We start from the raw sequence: 25,940 nt of genomic DNA on the forward strand, positions 1-25,940 counted from the left end.
CGCCCCGCTTCCGCAGTATCGGACAGCCACTGTTTTCATGAAAATCCTCGTCGTTTGTTGCATGTGGTTGGGTGCGTTGCCTCTGGTACGCGGAGAGTTTGTGCCGGCGAACCTGCCGCCGGAGAAGTGGGCGGCGGAGTATGATGTGGTCATCGCCGGGGCAGGCACGGGCGGCTGCGGTGCGGCCATCCAGGCGGCGCGCATGGGCGCGAAGGTGCTCCTGCTGGATGAGACGGACTACATCGGCGGGCAGATGAATGCCGCCGCGGTCACCTCCATGGACGAGGGCGGCACCAGCGTGCGGGAGCGCGGGCTTTACAAGGAACTGGTCGAGCGGATCGAGGAACACTACGGGAAAAAAGGCATCAACCCGGAGACCGCCTATTGGTGGGGCCACATCGGCGTGGAGCCGCGGGTGGGCCGGGAGATCCTGCACAAGATGCTGGCGGACGCGAAGGTGGACCTAGCCCTGCGGGCGACCGTTGTCAAAGTGGCGAAGGACGGTGACCTCGTCACGGGCGCGGAGGTGGAAGTGGTGACTGAGAAGGGGAAGATCACCAAGGGGGTGAAGAGCAAATTCCTCGTCGATGCCACCGAATGGGGTGATGTCCTGCCATTGGCCGGCGCGCGCTACCGCACCGGAAACCTCACCAGCGACCAGCTCACCCCGGACAAGAAGCTGGAGGATATCCTCATCCAGGCCATCACCTGGACGGCGGTGGTGAAGCAATACCCCAACGGCGTGCCGGAGGAACTGAAGGTGAAAACCCGCCCGCCCGGCTACACGGAGAAGCAGGAGGCATCATTCACCAGGACCCTCCGCAACGGCGATGACATGGGTGTGCCCCGCGAGAAGCAGTGGACCTGGCACAAATTCATCGGCTACCGCGGCATGCCGGACGGCACCCGGCCGCCGCAGCGCGTCATCACCCGCACGCACCTGAATTTCAACAACGACTACCACCCGACCACCGTGCGGGAACTGGAGGATCCCGCCGCACGCAGGAAACTGGAGCGGAACGCCATCCTGAAGACCCTCCACCTCCTGCACTACATCCAGAACAACCTCGGGAAGAGCGACTGGGCGGTGGCGGATGACGAGGGGTATGACACGCCCTACAACCTCGCCAAGCTGGACGAGTGGCTGAAGGAAAACCCGGATCTGGAACCCTACCGGCCGGTCCTGAAACACTTCCCGGTCATGGCCTATGCGCGGGAAAGCCGCCGCATGATCGGCGAATACACGCTGAAGGCCCGCGACATCGAGCGGGAAAAGGGAACGCCGGTCCTGTTCCCGGACTCCATCGCCGTGGGCGACTATGCGGTGGACCTGCATGGCTCGATGCAGCCGAAGTACATGGAGTTGGAGCTGGACCGTGCGGAGGACATTCCGGATCATGCCAATGGCAAATGGATCACCGGTCCGTTCGCCATTCCCTACCGCAGCCTCATTCCGGAGAAGCTGGACGGCTTCCTGGCGGCGGAGAAGAACTTCTCGCAGTCGAAGCTGGGCAACGGCGCCACCCGCCTGCAGCCGCACACGCTCCTCATTGGCCAAGCCGTCGGTGCGACCGCCGTCCTTTCCGTGAAGCACGATGTGCAGCCTCGGAAACTGGATGCCGCAGTGGTGCAGGGCGCGTTGCTGGACGCCGGCGATATCCTTTTCTACCCGCCCGTGACGGACATCCACGCCGGAAACCCTGAATGGAACGCGGTGCAACTGACCGGAACGCACGGCATGCTCCTGCCGGTGAAGGGCATCTTCGGGCCGAAGCAACCGGTCAGCGCGGCCCAGTACTCCGTAATCCATGAAAAGCTCACCGGCACCGCGAAGCCCGGCCTGCCGGATGGTGTCAGCCGCGGGGGCTTCGCCGCCTTTCTGAAGGACGCCGGTGCCAAGGTCTCCGTGAACGTCGCTTTCGATGGATCGGATGAGGAGAAATCGTCCGCCATCACCCGCTCGGAAGCCGCTCAGGTCATCGCGGAGTTCATCCGCTTGCGCGGCCTCGCCGCGACCACCGGCCAATCCCAATCCCTCGGCTGGATGAAGCTCCGTCCATCATCCGATGCCAGCCCGAACATCAGCCCGCTGCTGCGCAAGGTGGTGAAACGCCTGCTGGATGCGGGCATCATCACGATGGGGGACTACTGGCTGGAGAACGCCAACGAAACCAGCAGGTGCGATGGCGGGAAAGTCGCCATCGTCATGAAAAAGGCCGCCGCGAAAATTGCCCCCGGTGACAACCGCGAACCCGCGGACATCCTGGCGGAAAATGGTGTCATCTCCACCGCCTCCTACTGGAAGACGCACGCGAAGGAAGGTGCCTTCTGTGCGGGGATGAATGTGCGGGCGCTCCTTCGCGGCATCGACCGGAAGCTCCCCTGAGAAAGGTTGATGGAACGGAGCGCGGACTTCAGTCCGCTTGGCTTCGCAAAGATCGGATTTTGTGGATGCGGACTGAAGTCCGCGCTCCATCCAACCTGCAACGTCCACCAAGTCTACACCGGCACCTTCGCCCGGATCTTCGCCGCGACGTCATGGAACGCGGCGGAGACCTTGCTCTGTTCCGGGGACACCAGCGCCACCGGGGCACCGGAGTCGCCGCGCTCGCGGGTTTCGATGTCGATGGGGATCTGTCCCAGCACCTGCACGTTCATGACGGCAGCCTCGCGGATGCCGCCTTCCTTGCCGAAGAGGTAATACTTCTTCCCGTCGTCCGCCTCGAACCAGGCCATATTCTCGACCAGTCCGAGGATGGGCACGTTCACCTTCGCGAACATGGTCACCGCCTTGCGCGCGTCGATGAGCGCGACTTCCTGCGGCGTGGTCACGATGAGCGTGCCATCCACGGAAACCGTCTGCACGATGGTGAGCTGGATGTCGCCCGTGCCGGGTGGCAGGTCCAGCACCAGGTAGTCCAGTTCCCCCCATGCCACCTGGCGGAGGAACTGCTGGGTGTAGCGCGTCGCCATCGGTCCGCGGACGATGACCGGTGAGCGGTCCTCCAGCAGGAAGCCCATCGACATCAGCTTCAGGCCGTGGGCCTCCACCGGGATGATCTCGTCCTGCTCATTCGCCATCGGCCGTTCGGCGGTGCCGAACATCTGGGCCACGGACGGTCCGTAGAGATCGCAGTCGCACAGGCCCACCTTCGCGCCGGTGGCGGCGAGGGCCACGGCCAGGTTGGCGGCGACGGTGGATTTCCCCACGCCCCCTTTGCCGGAGGCCACGGCGATGATCTTTTTCACCCCTGGGATGGAGGATTTGCCAACACTGCCACCCGCTCCGGCCCCCGCGGCGGGGGCGTCCTTCACGTCGATGTCCACTTTCACGGCACCGACGTCCGGCACCTGATCCAGCACGGCGTGCGTGTCCCGGAAGATCTGCTCCGGGATCTTCGGATCGCGGGTGGCGACCTCGATCTTCACCGTCACCTGGCCGGGTTCGACTTTCACGTCCTTCACCAGTCCGAAGGAAACAATGTCACGGGAGAAACCAGGGTAGCGCACCTGGCGGAGCGCCTCGCGGATGAAATCAGGAGTCATGGGGCGGGGGGATTGTTGCCCAACTGGGGGAGGGTGCAACCCTTCACGCACATTTTCCGGAAATCGGGGATTTTTCGGAAAAATCGGCCTAACGTGTCCTGAATCTTCAGTCCCGTCCGTCGATCCATTGAAACCCCAACCGACCGAACCATGAAAATCCGGATCCTCAAACTCGCCATCTGTGCCGCCCTGTGTGGCGTCACCACCCTCTCCGCACAGGAAATGCCGGAGATGCCCAAGCCGCTGAAGGAACATGAGTGGCTCAAGAAATTCGCGGGGGAGTGGACCACCACTTCCGAGATGAAGATGCCCACCGGAGAGACTGTGAAGAGCACCGGGACGGAGAAAGCCGAGATGCTGGGAGGCTTCTGGGTCATCTCGAAAGGCTCCGGCGAGCTGATGGGCATGCAGATGCACTACGCCATGACGCTGGGCTATGACCCGGGGAAGAAAAAGTATGTCGGCACCATGATCGACTCCATGATGGGGAAGATGTGGCAGTATGAGGGCAGCCTGGATGAGTCCGGGAAGATCCTCACGCTGGAGACCTCCGGCCCATGCCCCATGCGTGGTGGCGTGATGAGTGACTTCCAGGACATCACGGAGTTCAAGGAAGATGGCGTCCGCACCTTCACCAGCCGCTTCAAGGACGAGAAGGGGGAGTGGGTCACCATTTTCAAGGGTGAGGCGAAGAAAAATCCCTGACGGAGCCACACCAGCCTGCCAGCAATATCCATCATACCACTGCCATGAACCCACAAAGCGGACACAGGGTGGCCAGCCGCGCCGAATGGCTGGAGGCCCGGAAGGCACTCCTGGCCAAGGAAAAGGAACTCACCCGTCAGCGTGACCGGCTGAAGGAGGAGCTGCGCGCTCTGCCGTGGGTGAAGGTGGAGAAGGAATATGTTTTCGATGGCCCATCCGGGAAGATTTCGCTGGCGGAACTTTTCGGAGGGAGGTCCCAGCTCATCGTCTATCACTTCATGTTCGATCCCTCATGGGAGGAGGGCTGCACGGGCTGTTCCTTCATCAGCGACCATGTGGATGGCGCGAGGCTCCATTTCGAGAACCGGGACGTTTCCTACGTGGCGGTTTCCCGCGCGCCGCTGGCAAAGCTGGAGGCGTTCAGGGAGCGGATGGGGTGGGAATTCCCTTGGGTGTCGTCGGGAAACACGGATTTCAACTATGACTACGACGCCTCATGCACGGCGGAGCAGATCGCGGAGGGAAAGGCCTCCTACAACTTCGCCCCGACGGACGAGCCGGGCGAACATCACGGGGTCAGTGTGTTTGTGAAGGACGGGGACGGCACCATCTATCACACCTACTCCTCCTATGCCCGCGGGCTGGAGGAGACGCTGGGAGGCTTCATCTGGATGGACATCACCCCGAAGGGAAGGAACGAAGATGGGACCATGAACTGGATCCGCCATCATGATCGCTACGATGAGGGCACGAAAAAGACCTGCGGCTGCCATTGACCACCAAAGCACCATCCCATCCGACAGATGAACCACAACCACCAGAACGCCTATCTGCTCCTGTTCCGCGGCACCGACTGGCACCGGGGCCTGTCCATGGATGAGGTCCGCGACGTCATGTCCCGCTGGGAGGCGTGGTATGGCGGCGTGGTGGAGGCGGGAAACATGATCGCAGCCAGCCCTTTGGAAAATGAAGGCAAGCTGGTGTCCGGAAAGAACAAGGAGGTGGCGGATGGGCCCTTCGCCGAATCGAAGGAAACCGTCGGTGGCTTCTTCATGGTGAATGCCGGGTCCATGGAGGAGGCGGTGGAATTGGCGAAGGCGTGCCCGGCTCTGTCCTACGGCCTGACCGTCGAGGTGAGGCCTGCGGCGGATGTCTGCCCTTCTTCCCGTGCCGCCGGCGCGGAGCATGGCACCGCCTGAGAAATCGCGGGGATCTTCCGTTTGATCATCCCACATTCACGGGGGATGGTGTCAGATGGATAAAACCGAAAATCTCGTATCGGAGGAAGCGGTGTTGAAGCTCCGCGACCTGACCACCCACTGTCCGACCTGCATGTTCGGCACGGACCTCACCGCCACGCCCATGCATGTGTGCCCCATGCACACCCAGCAGGTGGACGACGCCGGCAGCCTCTGGTTTTTCAGCGGACTGGACAGCGAGCACGTGGGCCACATCCGCACCGGATCCCAGGTGCAGCTCATCTACAGCAATCCCTCGAAATATGAATTCCTCACCGTCTTCGGCGATGCCGAGATCGTGGATGATCCCGCGAAGGTCGAAGAACTCTGGAAACCGCTGGTGAAGGCGTGGTTCCCGGAGGGAAAGGAGGACCCGAACCTCACCCTGATCCGCGTCGATCCGCTGAAGGCCCACTACTGGGACACGAAGGACGGGAAACTCGTCGTCCTGGCAAAGATCCTCGTCGGAGCCGTGACGGGAAAGGTCGAGGACGGGGGTGTGCAGGGTGACCTGCGGGTCTAGCACCCGGGCTTGACCGTCTCCGGGGGATGAAAGCATGCTCCCGGCGCATGAGAATTTTGACGGGACTGCAGCCGAGCGGAAAGCTCCATGTCGGGAATTATTTCGGCGCCATGGAGCCTGCGGTGCGTCTGCAGGATGAAGGGGAGACATTCTATTTCATCGCGGACTACCACGCGATGACCTCCACGCAGAATGCGGAGGAACTGCGGAAAAATGTCCGGGAGCTGGCCATCGACTTCCTGGCCTGCGGGCTGGATCCGGAGCGCGCGGTGTTTTTCCGCCAGAGCGCGGTGCCGGAGGTGAATGAACTCGCCTGGCTGCTCTCCACCGTCTCTCCCATGAGCCTGCTGGAGAAGTGCCACTCCTACAAAGACAAGATCGCCAACGGCATCCACCCGAACCACGCCCTCTTCGCCTATCCGGTGCTGATGGCGGCGGACATCCTCCTTTACGACTCCAACCGCGTGCCGGTCGGCAAGGACCAGAAGCAGCACCTGGAGGTCACCCGCGACCTCGTCGGCAAGTTCAACGAAGTCTATGGCGAAGGCATCCTCACCCTGCCGGAACCCATCATCCGGGAGGAAACGGGCGTCATCCTGGGCCTGGACGGACGGAAGATGAGCAAGAGCTACGGCAACACGCTGCCGATCTTCGGCGAGGAAAAGCCGACCAAGAAGCTCATCATGCGCATCGTCACGGATTCGACCCCGGTCGAGGAGCCGAAGCCCACGGAGAACTCCACCATCCTCGCCCTCTACAAGCTTTTCGCCAGTGAGGCGGACTATGCCACCATGGTGGCGGATCATGAGAAGGGCGGCTGCGGCTACGGCGACCTCAAGAAACGGCTGGCGGAGGCGTATTGGGACTACTTCGCGCCGATGCGCGCCCGCCGTGAAGAGATCGTCGCAGATCCGGACTACGTGGACGGCGTGCTGGCCAAAGGTGCGGACCGTGCCCGCCAGGAGGCGGCCAAGGTTCTCGCCCGGGTCCGTGCGGCCACCGGCTTGCGCTGAGCCGCCTTGGGGTTAGATTTCCCGGGCTATGCCCAAACATGTCCTTTGTGTCATCACGGATGGTTTCGAGGAGATCGAGACCATCACTCCTGTCGATCTGCTGCGCCGCGCGGAGATCCAGGTGACCATCGCCTCCCTCCAGGCCGGCCCCGTCACCGGGCGCTGTGGCGTGAGGCTCGTCCCGGACGTCGCCCTGGAGGAGGTGAAGCCGGAGGCCTACGACCTGCTTTTCCTGCCCGGTGGCCCCGGGGTGGGGGAGATCCGCAGGGACGGACGTGCCGCCTCACTGGCGAAGGAATTCCATGAGGACGGGAAAAAGATCGCCGCCATCTGTGCCGCGCCGCTGATCCTGCATGACGCCGGCCTGTTGGATGGCCGCCGCTTCACCTCCCATTCCAGCACCTGGGAGGAACTGCCGGACGCTGAGGATGAGCGCGTCGTGGAGGATGGCCTGCTGATCACCTCCCGTGGAGCGGGAACGGCCCTGGATTTCGGCTTCGCATTGGTCGAATACCTGGCTGGTGAAGCCGCCGTTGACGAGGTTTCGGAGGCCATCATGGCCTGATTCCCCAATGATCTCTTGCCTTCCCGGCCCGGCTCGGGGATGGTCCGCCCGCTGTGACATCGGAACTTCCGAAGAAGCCTTGGTGGCTTTTCCCGAACCTGCTGAGCCTGGACGCTCCGCTGGTGGCGGTGGCGTGGCTGGCCGTGTTCGCCAAGACATGGCGTCTGGTCTATCACCCGTGGGAGGCCTACGTCGCCCTCGGGCTGGTGGTATGGATCATCTATGTGGTGGACCGCCTGATCGACGCCTCATTGAGGAAAGACACCCCGGAGCGGTGTGAACCACGGCATCTTTTCCACTGGAAGTACCGGAAGGCATTCGCCGCATCCGCCGGTTTGGCGGGGGTTGCCGCGCTGTTCCTGGTCATCCGTTACATGCCGTATTCCATTTTCGGCTACCTGTTCGTGGCGGTGGTTCTCATCGGCGCTTTTTTCGGGCTTTCCCTGCTTTCCCAGCAGGATGCGAATGAAATCCCGTATATGAAGAACATCCTGGCGGGATTGACCTTCGCCTACGGGGTGGGGCTGTTGGCGAGCGTCTATAATCAGTCCGCGGACTTCTACCTGACCATGCGTTCCCGGGAGATGATCTGCTTCGCGGTGCTCTGCATCATGAACATCTCCGCCATCGATCTGTGGGAGCATGCGAATCGCAGCCAGGATACGGAGATCAAGGCGACGGACGAGCTGGCGCTGACCCTGCCGCTTGTGCTGCTGGGGCTGTCCGCCATCGTTTTCGCCTATCAGGCGAATCCCCATCCGGAGGATGTCGTGGACTATGGCCTGATCAGGCGCTCGTTTTTCTACTCCATCCTCACCGGCGCCGCCCTGCTCTATGTATTGAACCGCACGCGCAACCGCTTCCACATGGACACCCTGCGGGTCCTGGCGGATGTGGCCCTGCTCATCCCGGTGCTGGTTTTCTTCGCATCCTCAAAAGAACCGCAGGGCTGATCCGTGCTTGCGGCGGTGGGACGGTCCATTTATTTTCCGTTCCCTTCATGTCACACCATCCGGATTCCAAAAAACCCGCCATCATCTTCCTCGGAGCGCCCGGTTCGGGAAAAGGCACCCAAGGCAAGGTGATGGGCAGCATCCCGCGGTTCTTCCACTGCGCCTGTGGTGACGTTTTCCGCTCGCTGGATACCCGCACCGCGCTGGGCCAGCAGTTCGTCCACTACTCCAGCCGCGGGGAACTGGTACCGGACGAACTGACCATCGAGCTGTGGAAAGCCCAGATCGACAACCTGGCGGACACCCACAACTACAAGCCGGACATCGACATCCTCATCCTCGACGGTATCCCTCGCAACGTCGAGCAGGCCCGCATCCTGGAGCGCCACCTGGACGTCCTGCAGGTCTTCCACCTTTCCTGCCCGAACCGCAACGAGCTGGCGCGCCGCATGCGCAAGCGCGCGCTCAAGGACAACCGCATCGACGACGCGAGCGACAAGGTCATCGACCAGCGCATCGCCACCTATGAGGCGGAAACCAAGCCGATCCTCGCTTTCTACCCGCAGGACCGCATCACGGACATCGACGCGACCCAGCCGCCGGTGAAGGTGCTTTCGGAGATCATCCAGAAAGTCATCACGCTGCCGGAATACCAGGTGCTGGCCTCGAAGTCGGCCTGATCCACTTTCTTCCCGATGCGAGTCATCTTCGTAGCCACCGGCGACATCGCCCTGCCGTCGTTCCGTCATCTGCTGGCCCATGGGCCGAAGCCGCTGGCGCTCGTCACGCAGCCGGACAAGCCGGTGGGGCGCCACCAGGCGCTCACGCCACCTCGCATCAAGGTAGAGGCACTGGAGGCAGGCCTGCCCGTGCTGCAACCGGACAACATCAGCTCCGCGGTTGAGGAAATGCGCGCGCTCGATCCGGAGGTGATCGTGGTTTTTGCCTACGGCCAGATCCTGAGGAAGGACGTGCTGAAGCTGCCATCGAAGGCCATCATCAACCTCCACGGTTCCCTGTTGCCCCGGCACCGCGGCGCGTCCTGCGTGCAGGCCGCCATCGACATGGGGGATGAGGAATCCGGTATCGCCGCCATCCATGTGGTGAAGAAACTCGATGCGGGGGATGTGATCTTTGACAAGGCCATTCCCATCCAGCCGGACGAAACCGGCGGCACGCTCCACGACAAACTCGCGGATGTGGCTGCCGAGGTGCTGGCGGAAACGCTCAAGCGGATCGGGGAGGGGACGGACACCCGCACGCCGCAGGATGACAGTCTTTCCAACTATGCGCCGAAGCTGGAGCGCGACGACGGCCGGATCGACTGGTCAATGAACGCAGAGGCGCTGGAGCGGCGCATCCGCGCCTACGATCCGTGGCCGGGGACCTTCACCACCGTGCAGGAGGATGGAAAATGGAAGCGGCTCAAGGTATTCCCACCCGTGGTCCCCGTGCCCGGCGGCGCGGAACTGGCGGAGGGTTTCCAAGTCTCCGGCAAAAAGCTGTTCGTCGCCTGTGGCGGCGCGGGCGCGGTGGAGTTGCTGCATGTGCAGCCGGAAGGAGGCAAGCGGATGACCGTGGAGCAATACCTCGCCGGGCGGAAGCCCCAGGGGTTCCAGTAGCCGGATTCTCATGAAGGACGGCGCATTCCCTCCGTTCACCCGTCCCGCGCGGATCAATGTCGTCGGTGTGAGTGGCAGCGGGAAATCCACGCTCGCCAAGCGGCTCTCCGCGCTCACCGGCATCCACCATATCGAGATGGACTCCCTTTTCTGGAAGCCCGGCTGGACGGGCACCGCGGATGACGAGTTCCTCGCGAAAGTGGAGCAGGCACTGGAAGGGGATGAGTGGATTCTCGACGGGAACTACTCCCGCACCCAACCGGTCAAATGGCGGCGTGCGACGATGGTGGTGTGGGTGGACTTTTCATTCTCCCGCACGCTCTGGCAGGCCGTGCGGCGTGCGTGCGTGAGGGCGTTCACAAAGGCGGAACTCTGGCCCGGAACCGGCAATCGTGAATCGTTCCGGAAATCATTTTTCAGCAAGGACTCGATCATCTGGTGGACGATCACTTCCTATGGCAGGCAGCGTGGGCGCTACCTCCGGCTCATGGACGATCCGGAACATGCGCACCTCACCATCATCAGGCTCAGGTCACCACGCGATGTAAGCCGCTTTCTCATGGGATTTGAGGAACAAGGGGACCGCCGGATCTTCGGGTGAACGGAGCGCGGACTTCAGTCCGCCCCAGAGAATCAAGCCAGCGAAGCCAAGCGGACTGAAGTCCGCGCTCCGTAAGATCATCGTCCGATCTCCTCCAGCGCCCTCGCGATTTCCTCCCGGTCCGTGTCCTGTAGCGTGTTGTGCCTGCCGTTGGGAAGCTCGATGAACCTCACCACATCCCTCCGCTCCGCCGCGAGCTGCCTGCTCATCTCCACCGGGATCGCTTCGTCCGTGGTGCCGTGGAAAATAATGACTTCGCCCGGTCCCCGTTCCGCCAGTTCCTTGAGCCGGGCCTGGTTGTCGAAGCGGTGCCGGATCAGAAAGCCGATCGGCAATCCGGTCATCCGCCGGCTCATGTCCATGGTGCTGGTGAAGGGCGTGAGCAGCACTCCCCGCTGGATGCCGAATTCGGAGGCTCCCACCAGTGCGGCCGCCGCACCCAGGCTGTGGCCGAAGAACCTGAGCCGCTCCGGCGCCACCGTGCCCGTCCATCCCAGTTCCTTCGCGGCGAGCGGAACGGCGGATTTGATGGATTCCCGGATGTGTCCGGGCGAGGGGGTACCTTTGCTTTCACCGTATCCCGGATAGTCGATCAGCAACCAGGCGTCTTCCTCCGGGGCATGCTCCGACAGCCACCGGGACCAGTCCAGGGCAACGGTTCCGTTTCCGCCACAGAAGATCCACAGGTTGCGCGGGGAGGCGAGGTTTCCCTGGAGGTAGGCTCGCTGCCGGCCCTGCGAGGTCTCATGGTCGATCAGCCTGCCCTTGGTTGATTTCCGCCAGTCCGCGACCACCCCGGCCGCATAGGGGCGGGGGAAGTAGATGAACCGTGATTGGACGCAACTGATGAGCGCCAGAAAGATGGCCATGGCGGTTGCGGCCAGCAGGCCCCAGCGAATGAGTGTGCCCCGGATCATGGAAGAATACCGGGTTTCCTCACTTCCGCCTCCGGAACATCATCGTCAGTGCCGCGAGGGAGACCAATGCCGGTGCGGTGGGTTCCGGAACCACGGAGATCAGCGCGACGCCGGTGCCCAGACCGCCACTATAATTATAGTCGATCTGGAAGGTGTTCGCTCCCACTGCGAACGTGGTGGATTCATCCCCGATCAGCGTGCCATTGACGGTGAAGAATCCGCCGTTCCATGCACCGCTGTTCTTGATGAACAGGAGGGCCTCACCGATGCCGATGGTGGAGGAACCGAGATCGTTGACGGTGAGAACCGCGCCGTTGGTCAGATTGAGGGAGGTGACCTCCACAACATCGCTGGTCAGATCTCCGGAATGGATGTCCAGCGCCATCGTGGAGAGATTCTGGAGGGAAAGGGCGCCCATGGAGAGGATGCCGATGTCCTGGACCGTGGACGATGTGCCGGGAGCCAGCACTCCGGTGCCCGTCACACTCACGGCCGCGCCCGTCCGGATCGAGCCGCCATTTCCGCGCAGGTTCCCGTTGACCGTCACCTGGGAGGTGCCGCTCAGGGAGGTATTCAGGATCATGTGGCCGTTCGAGGAAATGTTGGTGGCACCGGTGTAGGCCTTGGCCGCGCCGGTCATTAGCAGGGTGCCGTTCACACCCCGGGTGACGGCGATGTCGCCGTTGATGGCTCCTTGCACCTCGATGGTTCCGCCGCCCATGAACGTGGCGATCCTGTCTCCAGCGCCGGACCGGCTGATCGTGGCGGTTTCACTGAGGGTGAAAATGCTCCCGGCACCGCTGTCCGCCCCGATGTAGGTGCTTCCGGCCAATGTGATGGCCCCGTTCCAAGTGTTGACCCCATTGACGTTGCGGAGGGCACCGCTCGACCCCGAGCCGGAACCGCTGATCGTCAGCGCTTCCGCCGCGATGGAGCCGATGGTGCTCCGCAGGAAAATCGACGCGCCGGATTCAACCGTCGTTCCCGTGGAGGTGCTGCCGAGGGCGTTGACATGGCCGATGGTCAGGCCGCCGTTTTTGACGACCGTGGTGCCGGTGTAGGAATTGTCACCCGACAGCGTCCAGCGCAGGTTGTTGTTGCCGCTCATTTCGATGTTGAGCGTGCCCGCACCGTCGCTGACCGCCCCGCTGACGGCGCTCAGCGGGTTCGTGGAACTGATGGTGCCTCCGAGCGTCAGGGTATGGGTGCCGGAGATCCCCAAGCTCACGGCATTCCTCACATAGATGCCCCAACCGTTGACCGGAGAGGCGGCGGTGCTGTTATAGGTCCATGCCTGCGCCGCCATCAGCGAAATGGACACATTCTGGTTCGTGGTGGTGCTGCCGATGTTGACGGTTTTCGTCGCGGCTCCGGCGATGATGCCACCGGCACCCAGTTCCAGAATCCGGTTCGTGCCGCCCGCCTGGAGGGTGACGGTGTCGGCATTGTTGAACTCCAGCCCCGCCACCTGCCGGTTTCCGTTGAGATTCACGGCCCGCGCACCTGTCAGGCCGGTCACGCTGAAGACGGCGGTGTCCCCGGCGCCGGGAACACCGGCCGGGTCGGTTCCTCCCTCCAGGGTGGTCGCCCAGTTCGTGTTCTGGTCCCACCCCCCGCCGGTCGCGCCATCCCAATAAAAGGTTTCCGCCTCGGACGATGCCGGAAAAATGAGCGCGCAGGCGAGGAGGCAGGGGAAGAATATGGGCTTCATGGGGGAGTCCGTTGGGATGAATGCACTTGGAAAAAACCAAGATGCGGGAAATAAGGGTTTCCATGAGGCCAACATTCCCGGCCCCCGTGCGTCAAGGCTGCAATTCCAGAGGTGTGGAGCCTCGGCGTCCCTACATTAGGGAGAAATCCAACCGCAATGGAAGCGAAGCGACATGGACGAACTGATCATTCGAAATCCTTCGTAAAATGAACCGGGATGGACGCAGATGAACGTCAGGATGGATCTAAAGCCCGGATCTGAACCACCAACTTCGGCTCCAAAAGTCCGGGGCGTAAGATGAAAACAGAGATTTTGCGTGAATCTGCGTCCATCCCGTTCATCTGCGGTTGAAAAATGCAGGTATCAGGGAGCTGCCCATCCCTAATGTAGGAGCCGTGGGGAGCCTGATAATTAACCCTTGTTTTCCGGGAAACATCGGCTATCCATCCGCCACGCGCTTTTCCGAGCGTCGCAGGGCCTTCTTGGTCCGAGCCTGTTCCGGTCTTCATCGATGAGAGATTGTTCTGGGATTCACTGACAACCTCATCGACCCGCCAGCCGCCACTACATTGGCGCGGGCTGGCATTCTGAAAACATGACCACGAATACATTCGGGGCGCTGCCACTGGCGGCTCCCCTCCATCAGGTTTTGGCTGAACTCAACTATGAGACGCCATCTCCCATCCAGGCCCAGGCGATCCCGTATCTGTTGCAGGGCCGTGACGTGCTCGGCTGCGCGCAGACCGGTACCGGCAAGACCGCGAGCTTCGCGCTGCCCATCCTCCATGCACTGCATGAGAAGCCGAAACAGGTCCGCCCGAAGCAGTGCCGCGTGCTGGTGCTCGCACCTACCCGCGAACTCGCCGGCCAGGTCGGCAAGAGTTTCACGACCTACGGCAAGTACGTCCGGTTCTCCCAGACGCTCATCTACGGCGGTGTCGGCCAGGTGCCGCAGGTGAACGCGATGCGCCGCGGCGTGGACGTGCTGGTGGCGACACCGGGCCGCCTGCTCGACCTCATCGACCAGAACTGCGTTGACCTTTCCGGCGTCGAGTTCCTCGTGCTGGATGAGGTGGACCGCATGCTGGACATGGGCTTCCTCCGGGATGTGAAGCGCATCATCTCCTTCCTGCCTGCCCGCAAGCAGTCGCTGTTCTTCTCCGCCACCCTGGCACCGAACATCGTCGATCTGGCGAAGACCATCCTCCGCGATCCGGCCAGCGTTTCCATCGCGCCGGAGTCCACCACCGCGGAACGCATCGAGCACACCGTCTGCTTCGTGTCGAAGGACGACAAGCGCCCGCTGCTGGAGAAGCTGCTGCGCGAGCAATCCGGTGTGGAGTCGGGCAAGCTCACCATCGTCTTCAGCCGCACCAAGCACGGTGCGAACAAGCTGGCGAAAAGCCTTTCCTCCTCCGGTTTTCCTGCCGACGCCATCCACGGCAACAAGTCGCAGGCCCAGCGCGAGAAGGCGCTGGACCGCTTCAAAAAGGGCCTCACGCCCATCCTCGTTGCGACGGATGTGGCCGCGCGTGGCGTGGACGTGAAGGACGTCGGGCTGGTCGTGAACTTCGACCTGCCGAACGAGCCGGAAGCCTATGTCCACCGGATCGGCCGGACGGGCCGTGCCGGTGCGGAAGGCCGCGCCGTTTCCTTCTGCTCGGAGGATGAGCGCGAGTTCCTGCGCGAGATCGAGAAAGTCATCAAGATGCCCGTCCCGCACTCGAACGACCATGAGTGGCACGACGAGGATCTGGCCCAGCGCCACGTGAAGCTCAAGACCGGCGGACGCATGGTTCAGGGCGGACGCCAGCAGCAACAGGGTGGAGGCGGTGGAAACCGCGGACGCCAGGGGGGCGGCGGACGCCAGCAACAACAAGGCGGTGGCGGTGGAAGCCGTGGCCGCCAAGGTGGAGGTGGCCGCCAGCCACAGGGCGGGGACCGCCGCCGTGGCAACGGTGAACGCCCCCAGGGCTCCGGCAACCAGGGCCAGGGCGATGGCTCCACCCGCAGCCGCTATCAGGTGGATGAGCGTGGTGAAACGCGTGGTTCTTCCCCGTCCGGTGGAATCCTGCGGAGCGGTCTCAATGCCATCCGCAAGATGGTGGGTTCCGACCGCTGAATGATGACAGGGCCGCACAGGCCCTGTCCGCTGCGGCGGTTGAATCAGCCACGTGGGCTTGCCAGGTATCCCGTGGCAAAGGTTTCACCGCTTTCCCATCCCCGATCATAGCACCGTTGCTGGGCCGCCCTGCCGCTGAAAAGGCCCGGGCGGTCCGTGGTGGTGGTGACGGGCAGCATGCGCTTGCCCGACTTTTCCATCACCTGCAGGTGCAGGCGGTGGATCTCCGCCGTGATGAGCAGGTGTCCGCGGGACAAGGTGTCCGCGATGCGCGGGCGGAAGCCCGGTTGTTTCCACCGGTCCGCCACCGAGGGATGGTGGATGTGGTGGGTGATGATGGTATCGACCCGATCATCGTCCGCGTAGTGCAGGAAAGGGGAGCTGTTCGCCAACCCTCCGTCCCAGCACAGCTCGCCCCCGACCTCCTGAGGGGAGACCAAGCATGGAAAAGCGCAGCTCGCCAGGATGGCGGACACGCTGTCCCCGGTGGTGAGGATCTCCGTGCGCAGCTTGTTCAGGTTGGCGACGGTGACGGACACCTCACCGTGGCTGCAGGCCTCTAGCACCGGCGCACGCTCCAGCAGCACGCGGGTGAGGTATTTCCGCGCATCCCGCGCGGAGGTCAGGCCGCTCACGCCCGGCCAGCAGAACATCATCGCGAAGCCGCGTGCGAAGCTCTTCAACTCCCAGAAGCTCCATTTGAACTTCGGGTCGAAGATGATCGTTTTGATTTCCTCCGAAGTGAACCCGGCCCCCAGCAGCGTGGCGATCATCGAGCCGGAGGATGCGCCCGCGAAGAATCCCGGACGGATGCCATGGTGCAGCAGCGCGGCGGCGAACCCCGCATGGGCGAAGAATCCGAAGTAGGAGGACTCCAGGCTCAGCGCGAGTCCCGGGGTGGTGTCAGGCGGCGTTTCCGGCATGTTTTCGCAGGGAGAGGGATCGTGGAAGAAGGGAGGCGGCGGCCAGTCCGCCCAGCAGGCACCAGACCAGCCCGCAGAGGAAGCCTCCGAGGGAGATGAGGACGGACGCTCCGGAGGACGTCCGGCTCAGGGACGCCAGTTGGTCCCGGAAGAGTTCCTCCCGCATGCCGATGCCGCCGGGAGTGGCGGGGACGGTGGTGGCGGCCTCCACCACTGGCATGACAGTGGTGATCTCATGCAGCGTCACGCCCGCCTGGCAGCCCCGGGCGATGCACCAGAAGGTGGCGAAGTGGAGGGCCAGCATCAGCACGCTCGCCGCCACCGCAGACAGCAATTTGGCGCCGCTGGGACGCAGTTGCTCGAAGCAACCGGAAACATGCAGCATCCACTCCCGCGCGGGCATCCATCGTGGCAGCCACTTCCGGGCATTCTCCGTGCCGCAGAACCAGCAGAAAAGGAACAGCAGCGAGGAGAACACCAGATAGCCCCACAGGAAATGCACCGCTGCCTTTCCGGTGGGGGTTGCGGACAGCATCTCACGGGCGGGGAAAGTGAACAGCACCGCAGGGAGGATCAACGAGATCAGCCCGCAGAGGCGGTCGGCCAGTACGGAAACCATCAACCGGGAGGCGGAACCCGGGAACTGCCGGGTGAGCATCAGAACCCGGGCCGCATCGCCGCCGATGCCGCCGATGACGAAGGTGCCGACGAAGGAACTGGCGAGGAAAACCCGTGCCAGCATCCTCCATCCGGCCCGGATGCCCAGCAGGCGCAGGCAGATCCACCACCGCCACACATGCGCGGCGATGCTTGCCCCTGCGAAGATCACCCCCGCCACCAACCAGCCGGGGTGGATGTTCTTCCAGGCTGTGACAAAGCTGGTGGAGAAGTCCGGGCGGGCCAGCACCCACCACAGGATCGCCGCGGCGATCAGGATCTGGACACCGAAGAAGATCCAACTGCCCCATTTCTTCCCGGTACTTCCGCTCATGGGTCGGTTGCTGGATGGGAAGGTGGAAGGTCGGTCATGGGCTGGTGGGATTTATAGGGATCCGCCGTGGCGATGCATTCCAAAAATGCACCGGCCCGGCCTCCCGCCTCCGCGCGGTTCACTCGCTTTTCTTCAGCTTCTCCACGGCCTCCAGAGCGGCTTCGTCATGTTTCGTGAAGTCCGCCTTCAGGAACTCCCGGTCACCGGGCAGGAGCATTTTGAAGTTCTCCAGGATGTCGATGCCCGCCTCTCCATCCGCCAGCGCGCAGTCCAGCACGTGGCCGCCTTGCTTCCGGTCCTCGCTGATGAAGTGGAAATGATAGCCGGGGACATTGATGCCTTTGACATAAGGCGGGCAGCGGAAACCCACCAGCGTCCCGCGGACGTTCTCCAGCTTGAAGATCGACTGATGCTTCACCACCTCGGTCAGGGTGGGGAAGGGGGGATTCTGCCGGGGCACACTGCGCAGGTTCATCCTGGGAAAGGTGCCGGTGACCTTCATCGCGTAGAACAGGTTCACGGACGGCGTTTCCTCATCCAGCCGCTTCTGCAGTGCATCCAGAGATTCCATTTTCCCCAGCGCCACCGTCTTGTCGCTCTGGAAGAAAGTCACCGCGGAAAAGGGAGTCTCCACCTTGTCCGGGATCTCCCTCACCACGCCGTCCGAAGCGATCTGGAAAAATTTCCCGTCCAGCGCGAGCATTTCGCCATCCAGATTGTCCAGCGTTCCGATGCCGAAGTCACCGGACTTCCTCAGGTCCCCGAAGCTCACCCCGCCGTCGAAGATTCCCTGGATGAGCGCGTCAATGGTGGACACCTGGACCAGCGTGTCGCCAGCCCTTGCGGGGCCTGTCAGGTGGATCGTGGTGGCGGCGGTGAGCGCGGCGAGGGTGGTGAACAGCGGCAGTTTCATGCATGGATAGGAAGCATCCAACTTCCGCCGTTGGAAAGCGAAGAGTGTCCATCAACGGGGATGTGGAGTTGCCTCACTCCGGCAATCCATCCAGCAGCCAGATGCCGCCCACTTTCACCAGTTTCAGCTTCAGCTTGTGTTTGTCTTCCCCAAAGGAAGAGGCCACCACCACGGTGGCGGTGTCTGCCTTGGTGATCGCCGTTTCGGTCTTGAATGGTTGGGAAGGGATGTCCTGTGCGTTCAGCACCGGATCCGCGTCCACCTCCTCCGAGTTCATGATCTTCGCGTAGGCTTTCTTGAACTTGTCGGTCACCAGCTTCGACTTCGCCACCCATGCCTTGGTGTCGCGGTTGGCATCCACCTCCGCCACATATCCGGCGTAGAATTTCTCCGTCACCTGGCCGGGGTCATCGCCCGCGTCAGCGGCGGAGGAGGGAAGCGCGGCGAACAAGGTGAGGACCAGCGACAGCAAGATGGAGAACGGTTTCATGCTTCCTGACAGATGAGCGGAAACATGCGGATGGGTCAATGCGGCTCTCGGAGCAGCTCAGAAGTTCGGCCCCCGCATGGAGGGATCCCATGGCGTGGCGATCTCCTGGAGCAACGCCTTCGCCACCGGTGGCTTCAGCCCCGGCTGCATGGAAAGCAGGCGTGCAAGGAGGCCGGCGGCATGGGGTGCGGCGAAGCTGCTGCCGGTCTTCTTCGACCAGCGGCCGTTCTTCCACGGCACCTGCAGGTCCACGCCGCGTGCGGCGAACTCCACCAGATGGGAGGAAAAGGCACCCACGGGCTGGTCCCAGCGGAAGAACAGGTCATCGCTCTCCGTCTTCGCCATGTTCACCGTGATGACGGTCGGGAAATGGCCGGGCCACTCCGCGTTGCGGAAATCGTCATTGTCACAGGCGCTCACCACATGCACCCCGCGGCGGTAGGCCGTGTCGATCCATGGCTTGAAGTGCTCGATGCGGGTGATGTCCGCCCGGCTGCCGAAGCTGCAGTTGATGATGTCATAGCCCAGATCCACCGCCAGTGCCGCTGCCTCCCGGATGATCTGGAACTTGCTGCCCAGACGCTGGTCCAGCACACGGAAACTGCCGATCTGTGCCTCCGGAGCGATCCTGCGGATGACATGCGCCACGGCGGTGCCATGGCCGAAAAGATCGACTCCCCACGCAGGCGAGCGTTTCACGACGCCCTCCGCTGTCAGCTCGAAGGCGAGGTCATCGACCAGCCGCAGTCCGGCCATCGCGGGGTGGGTGAGTTCGATTCCCGAATCGATCACGGCGATCCGGATACCCGCGCCGCGGCCCTCCGCGATGGCTTTGCGGGCTTGCTCGGGACTCAGCCAGTTGGAGCGGTGGTTCATGCGGACTCCACGCCGAGCGTGGTGCGGATGAGGCGGTCTTCGATCAGCCTGCCGAGCAGGGATGCCGTGTCGGCGGGAGGAGCCGGGAGGGCTTGGGATTCATCCTGTCCATAGAAGACACGGCTCAGGACGGCGGCTGTGGTGCCGAAAAGGATGATCGGGCTGGCCGCCATGGCGGAAATGGAGGCACCGCGCAGGCGTTCAAGGTTCGTCCACTCCGCGGCCTGGAGATCATAAGCGGCCTCGGTGGCGGAGCGCTGGCTGCCCGCCACACGGGCGATCAGGCCTTCGCTTCCATCCGCCTGTGCTCTTGCGAGGTTCCCGGTGGAGTTCCACGCCACCGCATGGCTGTTGCCATCCGTACCCCAGAGGATCAGCTCCGCGGCCGGAGCCTCCGCGGCCGCCCAGTCAAGGCAGCGCAACGCATGCGTGCCGAGGAACTGCGGGAGATGGTCCGCGCTGATCTCCTGCGTGATGGCGGACAGTTTCGCGGAAAGCAGCGCGCCCGCCGCCTCCAGCGCGGGATCAGGGACGATGACGAGTCGGTTCATGGCGGATCATGCGGGCTGCACGCGGTAGATGCGTTCGGAGGAATTGCCGAACTGCAGTTTCCCGGAGTGCTCGAAGCGGAATCCCCGGATGGATTCCAGGGCGGAAAGGGCGGTGAAGCTTTCGGTGGCGGCCACGGTTCCCGGTGGCAGGGCGGCAGCGACCGCGGCGGCGCGGAGAATGGAGGTGCCTTCGTGGGAATGGAAGTTCAGCACCGGATTCACCAACTGCATCACCGGCCCCGCATGGAGGCAGACGGAGGGGGGGGCAAGGGAAGCGGACTCTTCGAGTGCCTGCAACAGGTCGAAGCAGGCCACACCGGCGGCATGGAGATCATCGAAAAGGAAGAGATAGTCCGCGCCGAATCCCTGCCGTGCCAGGGGAGGATGAACCGCGATGGCCAGCCGCGCGGCGATGGGACCCAGCACCGCTTTCTGGAATACGATCGGGCCTCCTTCACCGAAGTTCGTGTAATCGGAAAAGCGGAAATGCAGCAGCGCCAGCACCTCCGTCCTGCCCTTCGCCGTCGCAAGCGCGCGCGGAAAAGGGACCGCATCGGCGGGAGCCTCCTTGTCCGGCACGGCATCCTCTTCCGGAGCGGCTGGACGGCGGGCGGAGACATGGAGATTTTTCCGCTGCCAGAAAGGCAGGGCGGTGGCGGAAAAGTCCGCGCCAACGGCCAAAGTTTCCAGCGTGAAACCCAGGTGATCCGCCCGCAGCGTAGCCCGGGCGGTCATCATCCGGTCGATGAAGGCCGTGTCATCCTCGCCTTCCGAAGGTGGCTCCATCAGTGAAGAGGCATGGTGGAGCAGGGCATGTATCCGGGCCGGGTCATCCCCTGCGGGGGCGGCACCCATCGATATATGCAGATCCAGTCCAGCATCGCGGGCCGCTTCCAACAGGACGATGTCCCACCGGGTCTTCAGGCTGCCGAACGCCTCGCGGATCTGCCGCTCTTTCAGCCAAGTTGAGAGCACCGCGCGCATCGCGGTGGCTTCTTCCTCCGTCGGTTCGAGATCCGGCTGTCCGGAGAAGACGGCGATCCCGCCAGCGGGGAAACAGGAATCCATGTGGTCCCTGCGGCCATGCAGTTTCAGGCACAACTCACGGCACTGCCTGCGGGTGGATGAAAGGTCCGCGAGACGCTTTTCCGCGGAGGCCAGCCGCGCGGCTTCCTCATACAGGCTCCGGGCTTGGCCTTCGTTCCCCAGGATCAGTTGCGCCTCGGCACGGGTGGCGAGGGAGTAGTAGTCGTTCGCCGCGTCCGCGTGGACGAGGGTTTTCTCCGCGATCTCCTTTGCGGTGGCGGGATCATCCAGCAGAACGGAGATCGCGGCCGCATTGATCCCGCAATAGGCAGCCCCTCCGGAATCTCCGGCGGCCGAAGCGGATGAAAAACCGGCCGCGTAGTGCGCCAGCGCCGCCTGCAGGTGTTGCGCGCGCTTTTCAGCGGTAGGAGACCCCGCCGCCAGGTCCTTTTCCACCCGCCCCAGCAGGCCGGATGTCTCCGCGGATGCGCCGTGTTCCGCGGCCAGTTCATCCAGCTTGGAGCGGGCGGCTTCCAAGGATCCCAGCACGGCCAGCGCGCGGGCCATCTGCTGCACGATCCCGGCGCGATCCGCAGGTTTGGCGGCCAGAACGGCTTCGGCGATCTCGATGGCCAGCAGGTGGTCTCCGGAGCCATTCGCCTGTTTCAACAGCGCCACCGCCGCCGCAGAGTCGTCCAGAAACGGTTGCCTCCCCACGAGCCAACTGCCGCGTGCCGTTCTGGAATGAGAAAAGATGCTCTGCACGGCTCACTGATTTCTAACGGGAAACGGCCTGTCTCCACAAGTCCGGGATTTGCAAAATGCGGGGCGGATTTTGCATTTCGCATCGTCCTGCTAGCGAAGGATTTATGAAAAATCCAGTAACGGTAAGGAACTTCCCCTTGGCATCCCCATTGCTTGGGTAACCCGTTCAAATCCAAACCGCTTCCACACCATGCGCGATGTCATCATCCTCACCGACCGTCCGAACCTGGCCACCAATCTTGCCCGGGGCGAGGCTGTCCCGCTTGGCGTCCGGTTGCCTACGGAATCGATTCCGGGAGGAGAGTCAGGCGCATTGCTGCCCCTGCGGGTGAATCTGCGCGTCATCAGCGGCACCGCATTCGCCATGTGGATCCTGCGGAAAGTACGTTCCATCCCGGGGAACCACCGCATCGAGATCAACGGACGGGTCATGCCCATGCACATGCCAGCGGCCATCGACATCATCGCGGATGAATTGGTGAACGCCCGCCGTTCTCTGGAAGTGGCGGCGTGAGGAGTTGAAAAGCCCGGTAGGGCCGCGGGCGTACCGTTGCTTCCGGACTGGGACCGCGGAATTCATTCCGCTTGGTTTCGCTGGCTGCTGGGAGCGCCGGTCTTCAGACCGGCATTGGCTTCGCCGTCGCATTGCTACGGGGCGGAATGGATTCCGCGGTCCCAGTCCAGACCACCCCATTCCATCCTTCGCCCCGCTTGCATCCTCCCCGGAACCGGCTCTAATGGCGGCAGATGAATGAGCCTGCCGTCCGGAACGAACCGGTGAAAAAGAGGGAGATTTTCGGGTGGTGTTGCTTTGATTTCGCCAACTCCGCGTTCACCACGGTGATCATCACGGTGGTCTATGCGGTGTATTTCCAGCAGGTCGTCGCGGGTGGGGCCTCTTGGGCGAATGCGGCGTGGGGCTGGACGTTGAGCCTTTCCCAGTGCGTGGTCATCCTGCTTTCCCCGATCATCGGGACGATCGCGGATGTGAAGGCGTCCAAGAAGCTCTTCCTGATGATTTCGACCATCGTCTGCTCCACGGCCACCTGCCTTCTGTTTTTCGTGGGGCAGGGCGAGGTCGCGTTCGCCATCGGGCTGGTGGCGATCGCCAACATCGCGTTCTCGATGAGCGAGAACATCTGCTCCGGGTTCCTTCCGGAAATCAGCACTCCGGAGACGGCTGGGAAGATCTCCGGCTACGGCTGGAGCTTCGGCTACTTCGGTGGCCTGCTCAGCCTCATCCTCGCCCTGCTGATTTTCAAAAGTGGTGAGGGCCGCGCCCCGTGGACCTTCCTGATGACCGGCGTGTTCTTCATGACGGCAGCCCTTCCGACGTTGCTGCTGCTCCGTGAGCGGGCCATCCCGCAGCCGCTCCCGGCAGGGAAGAACCTGCTGGCTGGCAGCTTCCGGGAGATCCGCGGATCTCTTGGCGCGCTGACCAGCGGTGGTCCGCTCGGGAAATTTTTCGTCGCGCTCACCCTGTTCACCGCAGGCCTTGCCTCCGTTGTCGCCTACGCCTCCATCTACGCGACCAAGGTGGTGGGCATGGAACAGACGGAGATCATCGGCCTGTTCGTGGTGCTCCAGCTCGCCGGGGTGGCTGGGGCATATGGCTTCGGGTTCCTCCAGGACAGCAAGGGGCCGAAGCTCGCGCTCATCCTTTCGCTGCTCCTCTGGATCACCGTCTGCGTGTGGGGATCCATGTGCCGGACGAAGCTGGAGTTCTACATCATCGGCGCGATGGCGGGTGTGGCGATGGGTTCGCTGCAGTCCGCCGGGCGGGCGGTTGTTGCCACGTTCACGCCGGAAGGAAAGAGCGGGGAGTATTTCGGCTACTGGGGTTTCTTCACGAAGCTGGCTGCGGTCATCGGGCCTCCCGTGTTCGGCATGGCGGCGACCTTCTTCGGTGAACGCACCGCCATCTTCGTGAACGCGGTTTTCTTCATCGCCGGTTTGGTGGTGCTCCTACCGCTGGCCATTGACCGCCGGAAATCCATCACAACCTCTGCCGGAGCATGAAGCTGGTCGTCTGTGCGAAGTCGGACCAAGGGCGTTTCATCGGGCTGCCCAGTGCCACGGGATATGTCATCTTCACCGCGGATGATGCGGATGCCATCCATCCCGGTGACATCCTTTCCAACCCGACCTGGGATGAGGAAAGCGTTCCCGCCCCAAACATCCGCAACCTGACCACGGACGAGCAGGTGAAGGTGCGCCTGGAAAAATGGGGCCTGTCTCTGCCGGAGGCCCGTGAGCTGCTCACGCAGGCGGATCCCTCCGCCATCAAATGGCACCCTCCCTGGCCGGGTGTGTGAGAGGATTCCCCGCATGCCGCGTATCTGACGGTTCATGAAAACCCGTCGGCTCCGCATTTTCCTCGCGCTCCTCCTGTTGGCCCCGGCGTTCTGCCACGCGCAGGAAGCCTCCCTGAAGGCGGACATCCTCGTCTATGACTCCACGCCGGGCGGCATCGTCGCGGCTATCGCCGCCGCGAAGGAGGGCAGCAGCGTCATCCTCATCACGGAAGACAAGCACCTCGGCGCGATGCGGACAAGCGGTCTCGCCATGTCGAACGCAGGGGATGAGAAGACCTTCGCCGGACTCGGCAGGGAGTTCCATGACCGGATCCACCGCCATTACATCGGGAAGTATGGAGAGCAATCGGAGCAGGTGAAACTGTGCCGGAAGGGCCTGCGATTCGAGCCGCATGTAGCGGAAAAGATCTTCGATGATTGGCTGGCGGAGACGCAGGTGAAAGTGCTAAAGGAGGAGCCCGTGGCCTCCCTTGAGAAAGAGGGGGCGCGCATCCTTTCCGTGACCACGGAGAACAAGCGCCGCATTTCCGCCTCCGTCTTCATCGACGCCAGCTATGAGGGTGATCTCATCAAATGGGCGGGATGCTCCAACCGTGTGGGACGGGAGGGGAGTGCGGAATATGACGAACCGCTCGCCGGGGTCCGCTATCCGCCGGAGAAAGTGGGACAGGCGGATGGCAAGACGCAGCGTTACACCTACCGCGTCTGCCTGACGGATGTGGCGGAGAACCGCGTGCCCATCACCCGTCCCGCCAACTACCACCGGGCCAGCTACGCGGCGGATGTCGCCCGCATCGAACGGAAGCCGCCCGCTTCGTTGGGCGCGCTGCTGCCGCTGAACATGCTGCCGAACCGGAAGACGGACTCCCGGACCGGCGAGTGGATCGGTGGATCGTGGGCGTTTCCGGAGGCCAGCAGGGAGGAACGCGCCGTGATCGCCCGCGAGCATCGGGAATACAGCGAAGGATACCTTTGGTTCCTGCTGACGGATGCGTCCGTGCCGAAGGCGATCCGGAAGGAGATGTCGCGCTGGGGCTATGCGAAGGACGAGTTCACCGACAACGGGAACTTCCCCCACCACATCTACGTCCGGGAGGCGCGCCGTCTGGTGGGAGACTTCGTGATGACACAGAAGGACGCCCAGGACGAGGCCTCACGTTTCAAGCCGGACTCCGTCGCGCTCGGCAGCTACCGGTTGGACGTCCATGACGTGCAATATGTGGCCGGCAAGGACGGCGGGATCGTCCCCGAAGGAAGCATGAAGGGCGGGATTTTCGTGAAACCGTATGAAATTCCCTATCGTGTCCTTTTGCCGAAAAAGGCGGAGGCTGCGAACCTCCTCGTTCCGGTCTGCGTCTCAGCCTCCCACATCGCCCTCTCCACCCTGCGGATGGAGCCGGTCTATATGATGCTGGGCCATGCCTCCGGCGTGGCCGCCTCCATGAGCATCAAGTCAGGGAAGCCGCTGCATGATCTGCCGGTCCAGGACCTCCAGGAGAAGCTGCTGGCACAGAAGCAGATCATCAGTGCGAAGGGGTTCGACGAACCCGCGAAGAACATCGATCCGTGATATT

26 protein-coding genes are annotated in these 25,940 nt (G+C 63.1%); 16 read left to right on the plus strand and 10 right to left on the minus strand.

What is annotated here, in order from left to right; genetic code table 11:
- Positions 1-37 precede the first annotated feature (37 nt).
- Positions 38-2,386: an FAD-dependent oxidoreductase gene (locus KF712_02510; protein MBX3739837.1), complete on the plus strand. Its 2,349-nt coding sequence runs from the start codon at positions 38-40 to the stop codon at positions 2,384-2,386.
- A 113-nt stretch (positions 2,387-2,499) separates the two neighbouring features.
- On the opposite strand, the gene KF712_02515 is transcribed toward KF712_02510, so the two are convergent.
- On the minus strand, positions 2,500-3,546 hold the full coding sequence (locus KF712_02515) for an Mrp/NBP35 family ATP-binding protein (protein ID MBX3739838.1): 1,047 nt from the start codon (positions 3,544-3,546) through the stop codon (positions 2,500-2,502).
- Positions 3,547-3,696: 150 nt separating this feature from the next.
- Between KF712_02515 and KF712_02520 the strand changes: the two genes are divergently transcribed.
- From KF712_02520 to KF712_02565, 10 genes are read left to right on the plus strand one after another with little or no spacing between them, the layout of a single operon-like run.
- Positions 3,697-4,251 (plus strand): DUF1579 domain-containing protein, encoded by a 555-nt coding sequence (locus KF712_02520; GenBank protein ID MBX3739839.1) that lies wholly within the window; start codon positions 3,697-3,699, stop codon positions 4,249-4,251.
- Positions 4,252-4,295: 44 nt separating this feature from the next.
- Positions 4,296-5,027 carry a DUF899 domain-containing protein gene (locus KF712_02525; protein MBX3739840.1) on the plus strand — a complete coding sequence of 244 codons (732 nt, stop codon included), beginning with the start codon at positions 4,296-4,298 and terminating at the stop codon, positions 5,025-5,027.
- Positions 5,028-5,054: 27 nt separating this feature from the next.
- The gene (locus KF712_02530) at positions 5,055-5,450 is read left to right on the plus strand and encodes a hypothetical protein (GenBank protein ID MBX3739841.1); all 396 of its coding nucleotides are present in this window, start codon (positions 5,055-5,057) and stop codon (positions 5,448-5,450) included.
- Between the two features lie 55 nt (positions 5,451-5,505).
- Positions 5,506-6,012 (plus strand): pyridoxamine 5'-phosphate oxidase family protein, encoded by a 507-nt coding sequence (locus KF712_02535; GenBank protein ID MBX3739842.1) that lies wholly within the window; start codon positions 5,506-5,508, stop codon positions 6,010-6,012.
- A gap of 47 nt (positions 6,013-6,059) precedes the next feature.
- The gene (gene trpS / locus KF712_02540; GenBank protein ID MBX3739843.1) at positions 6,060-7,025 is read left to right on the plus strand and encodes a tryptophan--tRNA ligase; all 966 of its coding nucleotides are present in this window, start codon (positions 6,060-6,062) and stop codon (positions 7,023-7,025) included.
- A gap of 28 nt (positions 7,026-7,053) precedes the next feature.
- Positions 7,054-7,590 (plus strand): DJ-1/PfpI family protein, encoded by a 537-nt coding sequence (locus tag KF712_02545; GenBank protein MBX3739844.1) that lies wholly within the window; start codon positions 7,054-7,056, stop codon positions 7,588-7,590.
- 53 nt (positions 7,591-7,643) lie between these two features.
- On the plus strand, positions 7,644-8,543 hold the full coding sequence (locus KF712_02550; GenBank protein MBX3739845.1) for a hypothetical protein: 900 nt from the start codon (positions 7,644-7,646) through the stop codon (positions 8,541-8,543).
- A 47-nt stretch (positions 8,544-8,590) separates the two neighbouring features.
- On the plus strand, positions 8,591-9,223 hold the full coding sequence (locus KF712_02555; protein ID MBX3739846.1) for a nucleoside monophosphate kinase: 633 nt from the start codon (positions 8,591-8,593) through the stop codon (positions 9,221-9,223).
- A 15-nt stretch (positions 9,224-9,238) separates the two neighbouring features.
- The gene (gene fmt, locus KF712_02560; protein MBX3739847.1) at positions 9,239-10,165 is read left to right on the plus strand and encodes a methionyl-tRNA formyltransferase; all 927 of its coding nucleotides are present in this window, start codon (positions 9,239-9,241) and stop codon (positions 10,163-10,165) included.
- A gap of 10 nt (positions 10,166-10,175) precedes the next feature.
- Positions 10,176-10,766, plus strand: coding sequence for an adenylate kinase (locus KF712_02565; GenBank protein MBX3739848.1), 591 nt, complete (start codon positions 10,176-10,178; stop codon positions 10,764-10,766).
- A 77-nt stretch (positions 10,767-10,843) separates the two neighbouring features.
- Here KF712_02565 and KF712_02570 read toward each other — a convergent pair whose 3' ends face one another.
- Together KF712_02570 and KF712_02575 are read right to left on the minus strand one after the other, a co-directional pair.
- Positions 10,844-11,683, minus strand: coding sequence for a hypothetical protein (locus KF712_02570; protein ID MBX3739849.1), 840 nt, complete (start codon positions 11,681-11,683; stop codon positions 10,844-10,846).
- Between the two features lie 19 nt (positions 11,684-11,702).
- The gene (locus KF712_02575) at positions 11,703-13,394 is read right to left on the minus strand and encodes a PEP-CTERM sorting domain-containing protein (protein MBX3739850.1); all 1,692 of its coding nucleotides are present in this window, start codon (positions 13,392-13,394) and stop codon (positions 11,703-11,705) included.
- A gap of 595 nt (positions 13,395-13,989) precedes the next feature.
- On the opposite strand from KF712_02575, the gene KF712_02580 reads away from it, so the two are divergent.
- Positions 13,990-15,516 carry a DEAD/DEAH box helicase gene (locus tag KF712_02580; protein MBX3739851.1) on the plus strand — a complete coding sequence of 509 codons (1,527 nt, stop codon included), beginning with the start codon at positions 13,990-13,992 and terminating at the stop codon, positions 15,514-15,516.
- A 44-nt stretch (positions 15,517-15,560) separates the two neighbouring features.
- On the opposite strand, the gene KF712_02585 is transcribed toward KF712_02580, so the two are convergent.
- The 7 genes from KF712_02585 to KF712_02615 all read right to left on the minus strand — a co-directional run bounded on the left by KF712_02585 (position 15,561) and on the right by KF712_02615 (position 22,051).
- The gene (locus KF712_02585) at positions 15,561-16,439 is read right to left on the minus strand and encodes a patatin-like phospholipase family protein (GenBank protein MBX3739852.1); all 879 of its coding nucleotides are present in this window, start codon (positions 16,437-16,439) and stop codon (positions 15,561-15,563) included.
- A complete protein-coding gene (locus KF712_02590; GenBank protein MBX3739853.1) occupies positions 16,420-17,430 on the minus strand; it encodes a flippase-like domain-containing protein in 1,011 nt (336 codons plus the stop codon). Before KF712_02590 ends, KF712_02585 begins: the two co-directional genes overlap by 20 nt.
- 118 nt (positions 17,431-17,548) lie before the next feature.
- Positions 17,549-18,343, minus strand: a complete 795-nt coding sequence (gene budA / locus KF712_02595) for an acetolactate decarboxylase (GenBank protein ID MBX3739854.1) — start codon at positions 18,341-18,343, stop codon at positions 17,549-17,551.
- A 73-nt stretch (positions 18,344-18,416) separates the two neighbouring features.
- The gene (locus tag KF712_02600; GenBank protein ID MBX3739855.1) at positions 18,417-18,833 is read right to left on the minus strand and encodes a DUF3828 domain-containing protein; all 417 of its coding nucleotides are present in this window, start codon (positions 18,831-18,833) and stop codon (positions 18,417-18,419) included.
- 57 nt (positions 18,834-18,890) lie between these two features.
- The gene (locus KF712_02605) at positions 18,891-19,709 is read right to left on the minus strand and encodes a S8 family serine peptidase (protein ID MBX3739856.1); all 819 of its coding nucleotides are present in this window, start codon (positions 19,707-19,709) and stop codon (positions 18,891-18,893) included.
- The gene (locus KF712_02610) at positions 19,706-20,260 is read right to left on the minus strand and encodes a hypothetical protein (GenBank protein ID MBX3739857.1); all 555 of its coding nucleotides are present in this window, start codon (positions 20,258-20,260) and stop codon (positions 19,706-19,708) included. The genes KF712_02605 and KF712_02610 overlap by 4 nt, the downstream gene beginning before the upstream one ends.
- A gap of 6 nt (positions 20,261-20,266) precedes the next feature.
- Entirely contained in the window at positions 20,267-22,051 is a 1,785-nt protein-coding gene (locus tag KF712_02615) for a hypothetical protein (GenBank protein ID MBX3739858.1), read from the minus strand.
- 190 nt (positions 22,052-22,241) lie between these two features.
- On the opposite strand from KF712_02615, the gene KF712_02620 reads away from it, so the two are divergent.
- The 4 genes from KF712_02620 to KF712_02635 all read left to right on the plus strand — a co-directional run bounded on the left by KF712_02620 (position 22,242) and on the right by KF712_02635 (position 25,936).
- Positions 22,242-22,565 (plus strand): hypothetical protein, encoded by a 324-nt coding sequence (locus KF712_02620; protein MBX3739859.1) that lies wholly within the window; start codon positions 22,242-22,244, stop codon positions 22,563-22,565.
- A 233-nt stretch (positions 22,566-22,798) separates the two neighbouring features.
- A complete protein-coding gene (locus tag KF712_02625) occupies positions 22,799-24,070 on the plus strand; it encodes an MFS transporter (GenBank protein ID MBX3739860.1) in 1,272 nt (423 codons plus the stop codon).
- Positions 24,067-24,366 carry a hypothetical protein gene (locus KF712_02630; GenBank protein MBX3739861.1) on the plus strand — a complete coding sequence of 100 codons (300 nt, stop codon included), beginning with the start codon at positions 24,067-24,069 and terminating at the stop codon, positions 24,364-24,366. The genes KF712_02625 and KF712_02630 overlap by 4 nt, the downstream gene beginning before the upstream one ends.
- A gap of 34 nt (positions 24,367-24,400) precedes the next feature.
- Positions 24,401-25,936: an FAD-dependent oxidoreductase gene (locus KF712_02635; GenBank protein ID MBX3739862.1), complete on the plus strand. Its 1,536-nt coding sequence runs from the start codon at positions 24,401-24,403 to the stop codon at positions 25,934-25,936.
- Positions 25,937-25,940: the final 4 nt, after the last annotated feature.

It is taken from the genome of Akkermansiaceae bacterium (assembly GCA_019634595.1).
Lineage (GTDB): Bacteria > Verrucomicrobiota > Verrucomicrobiia > Verrucomicrobiales > Akkermansiaceae > Luteolibacter.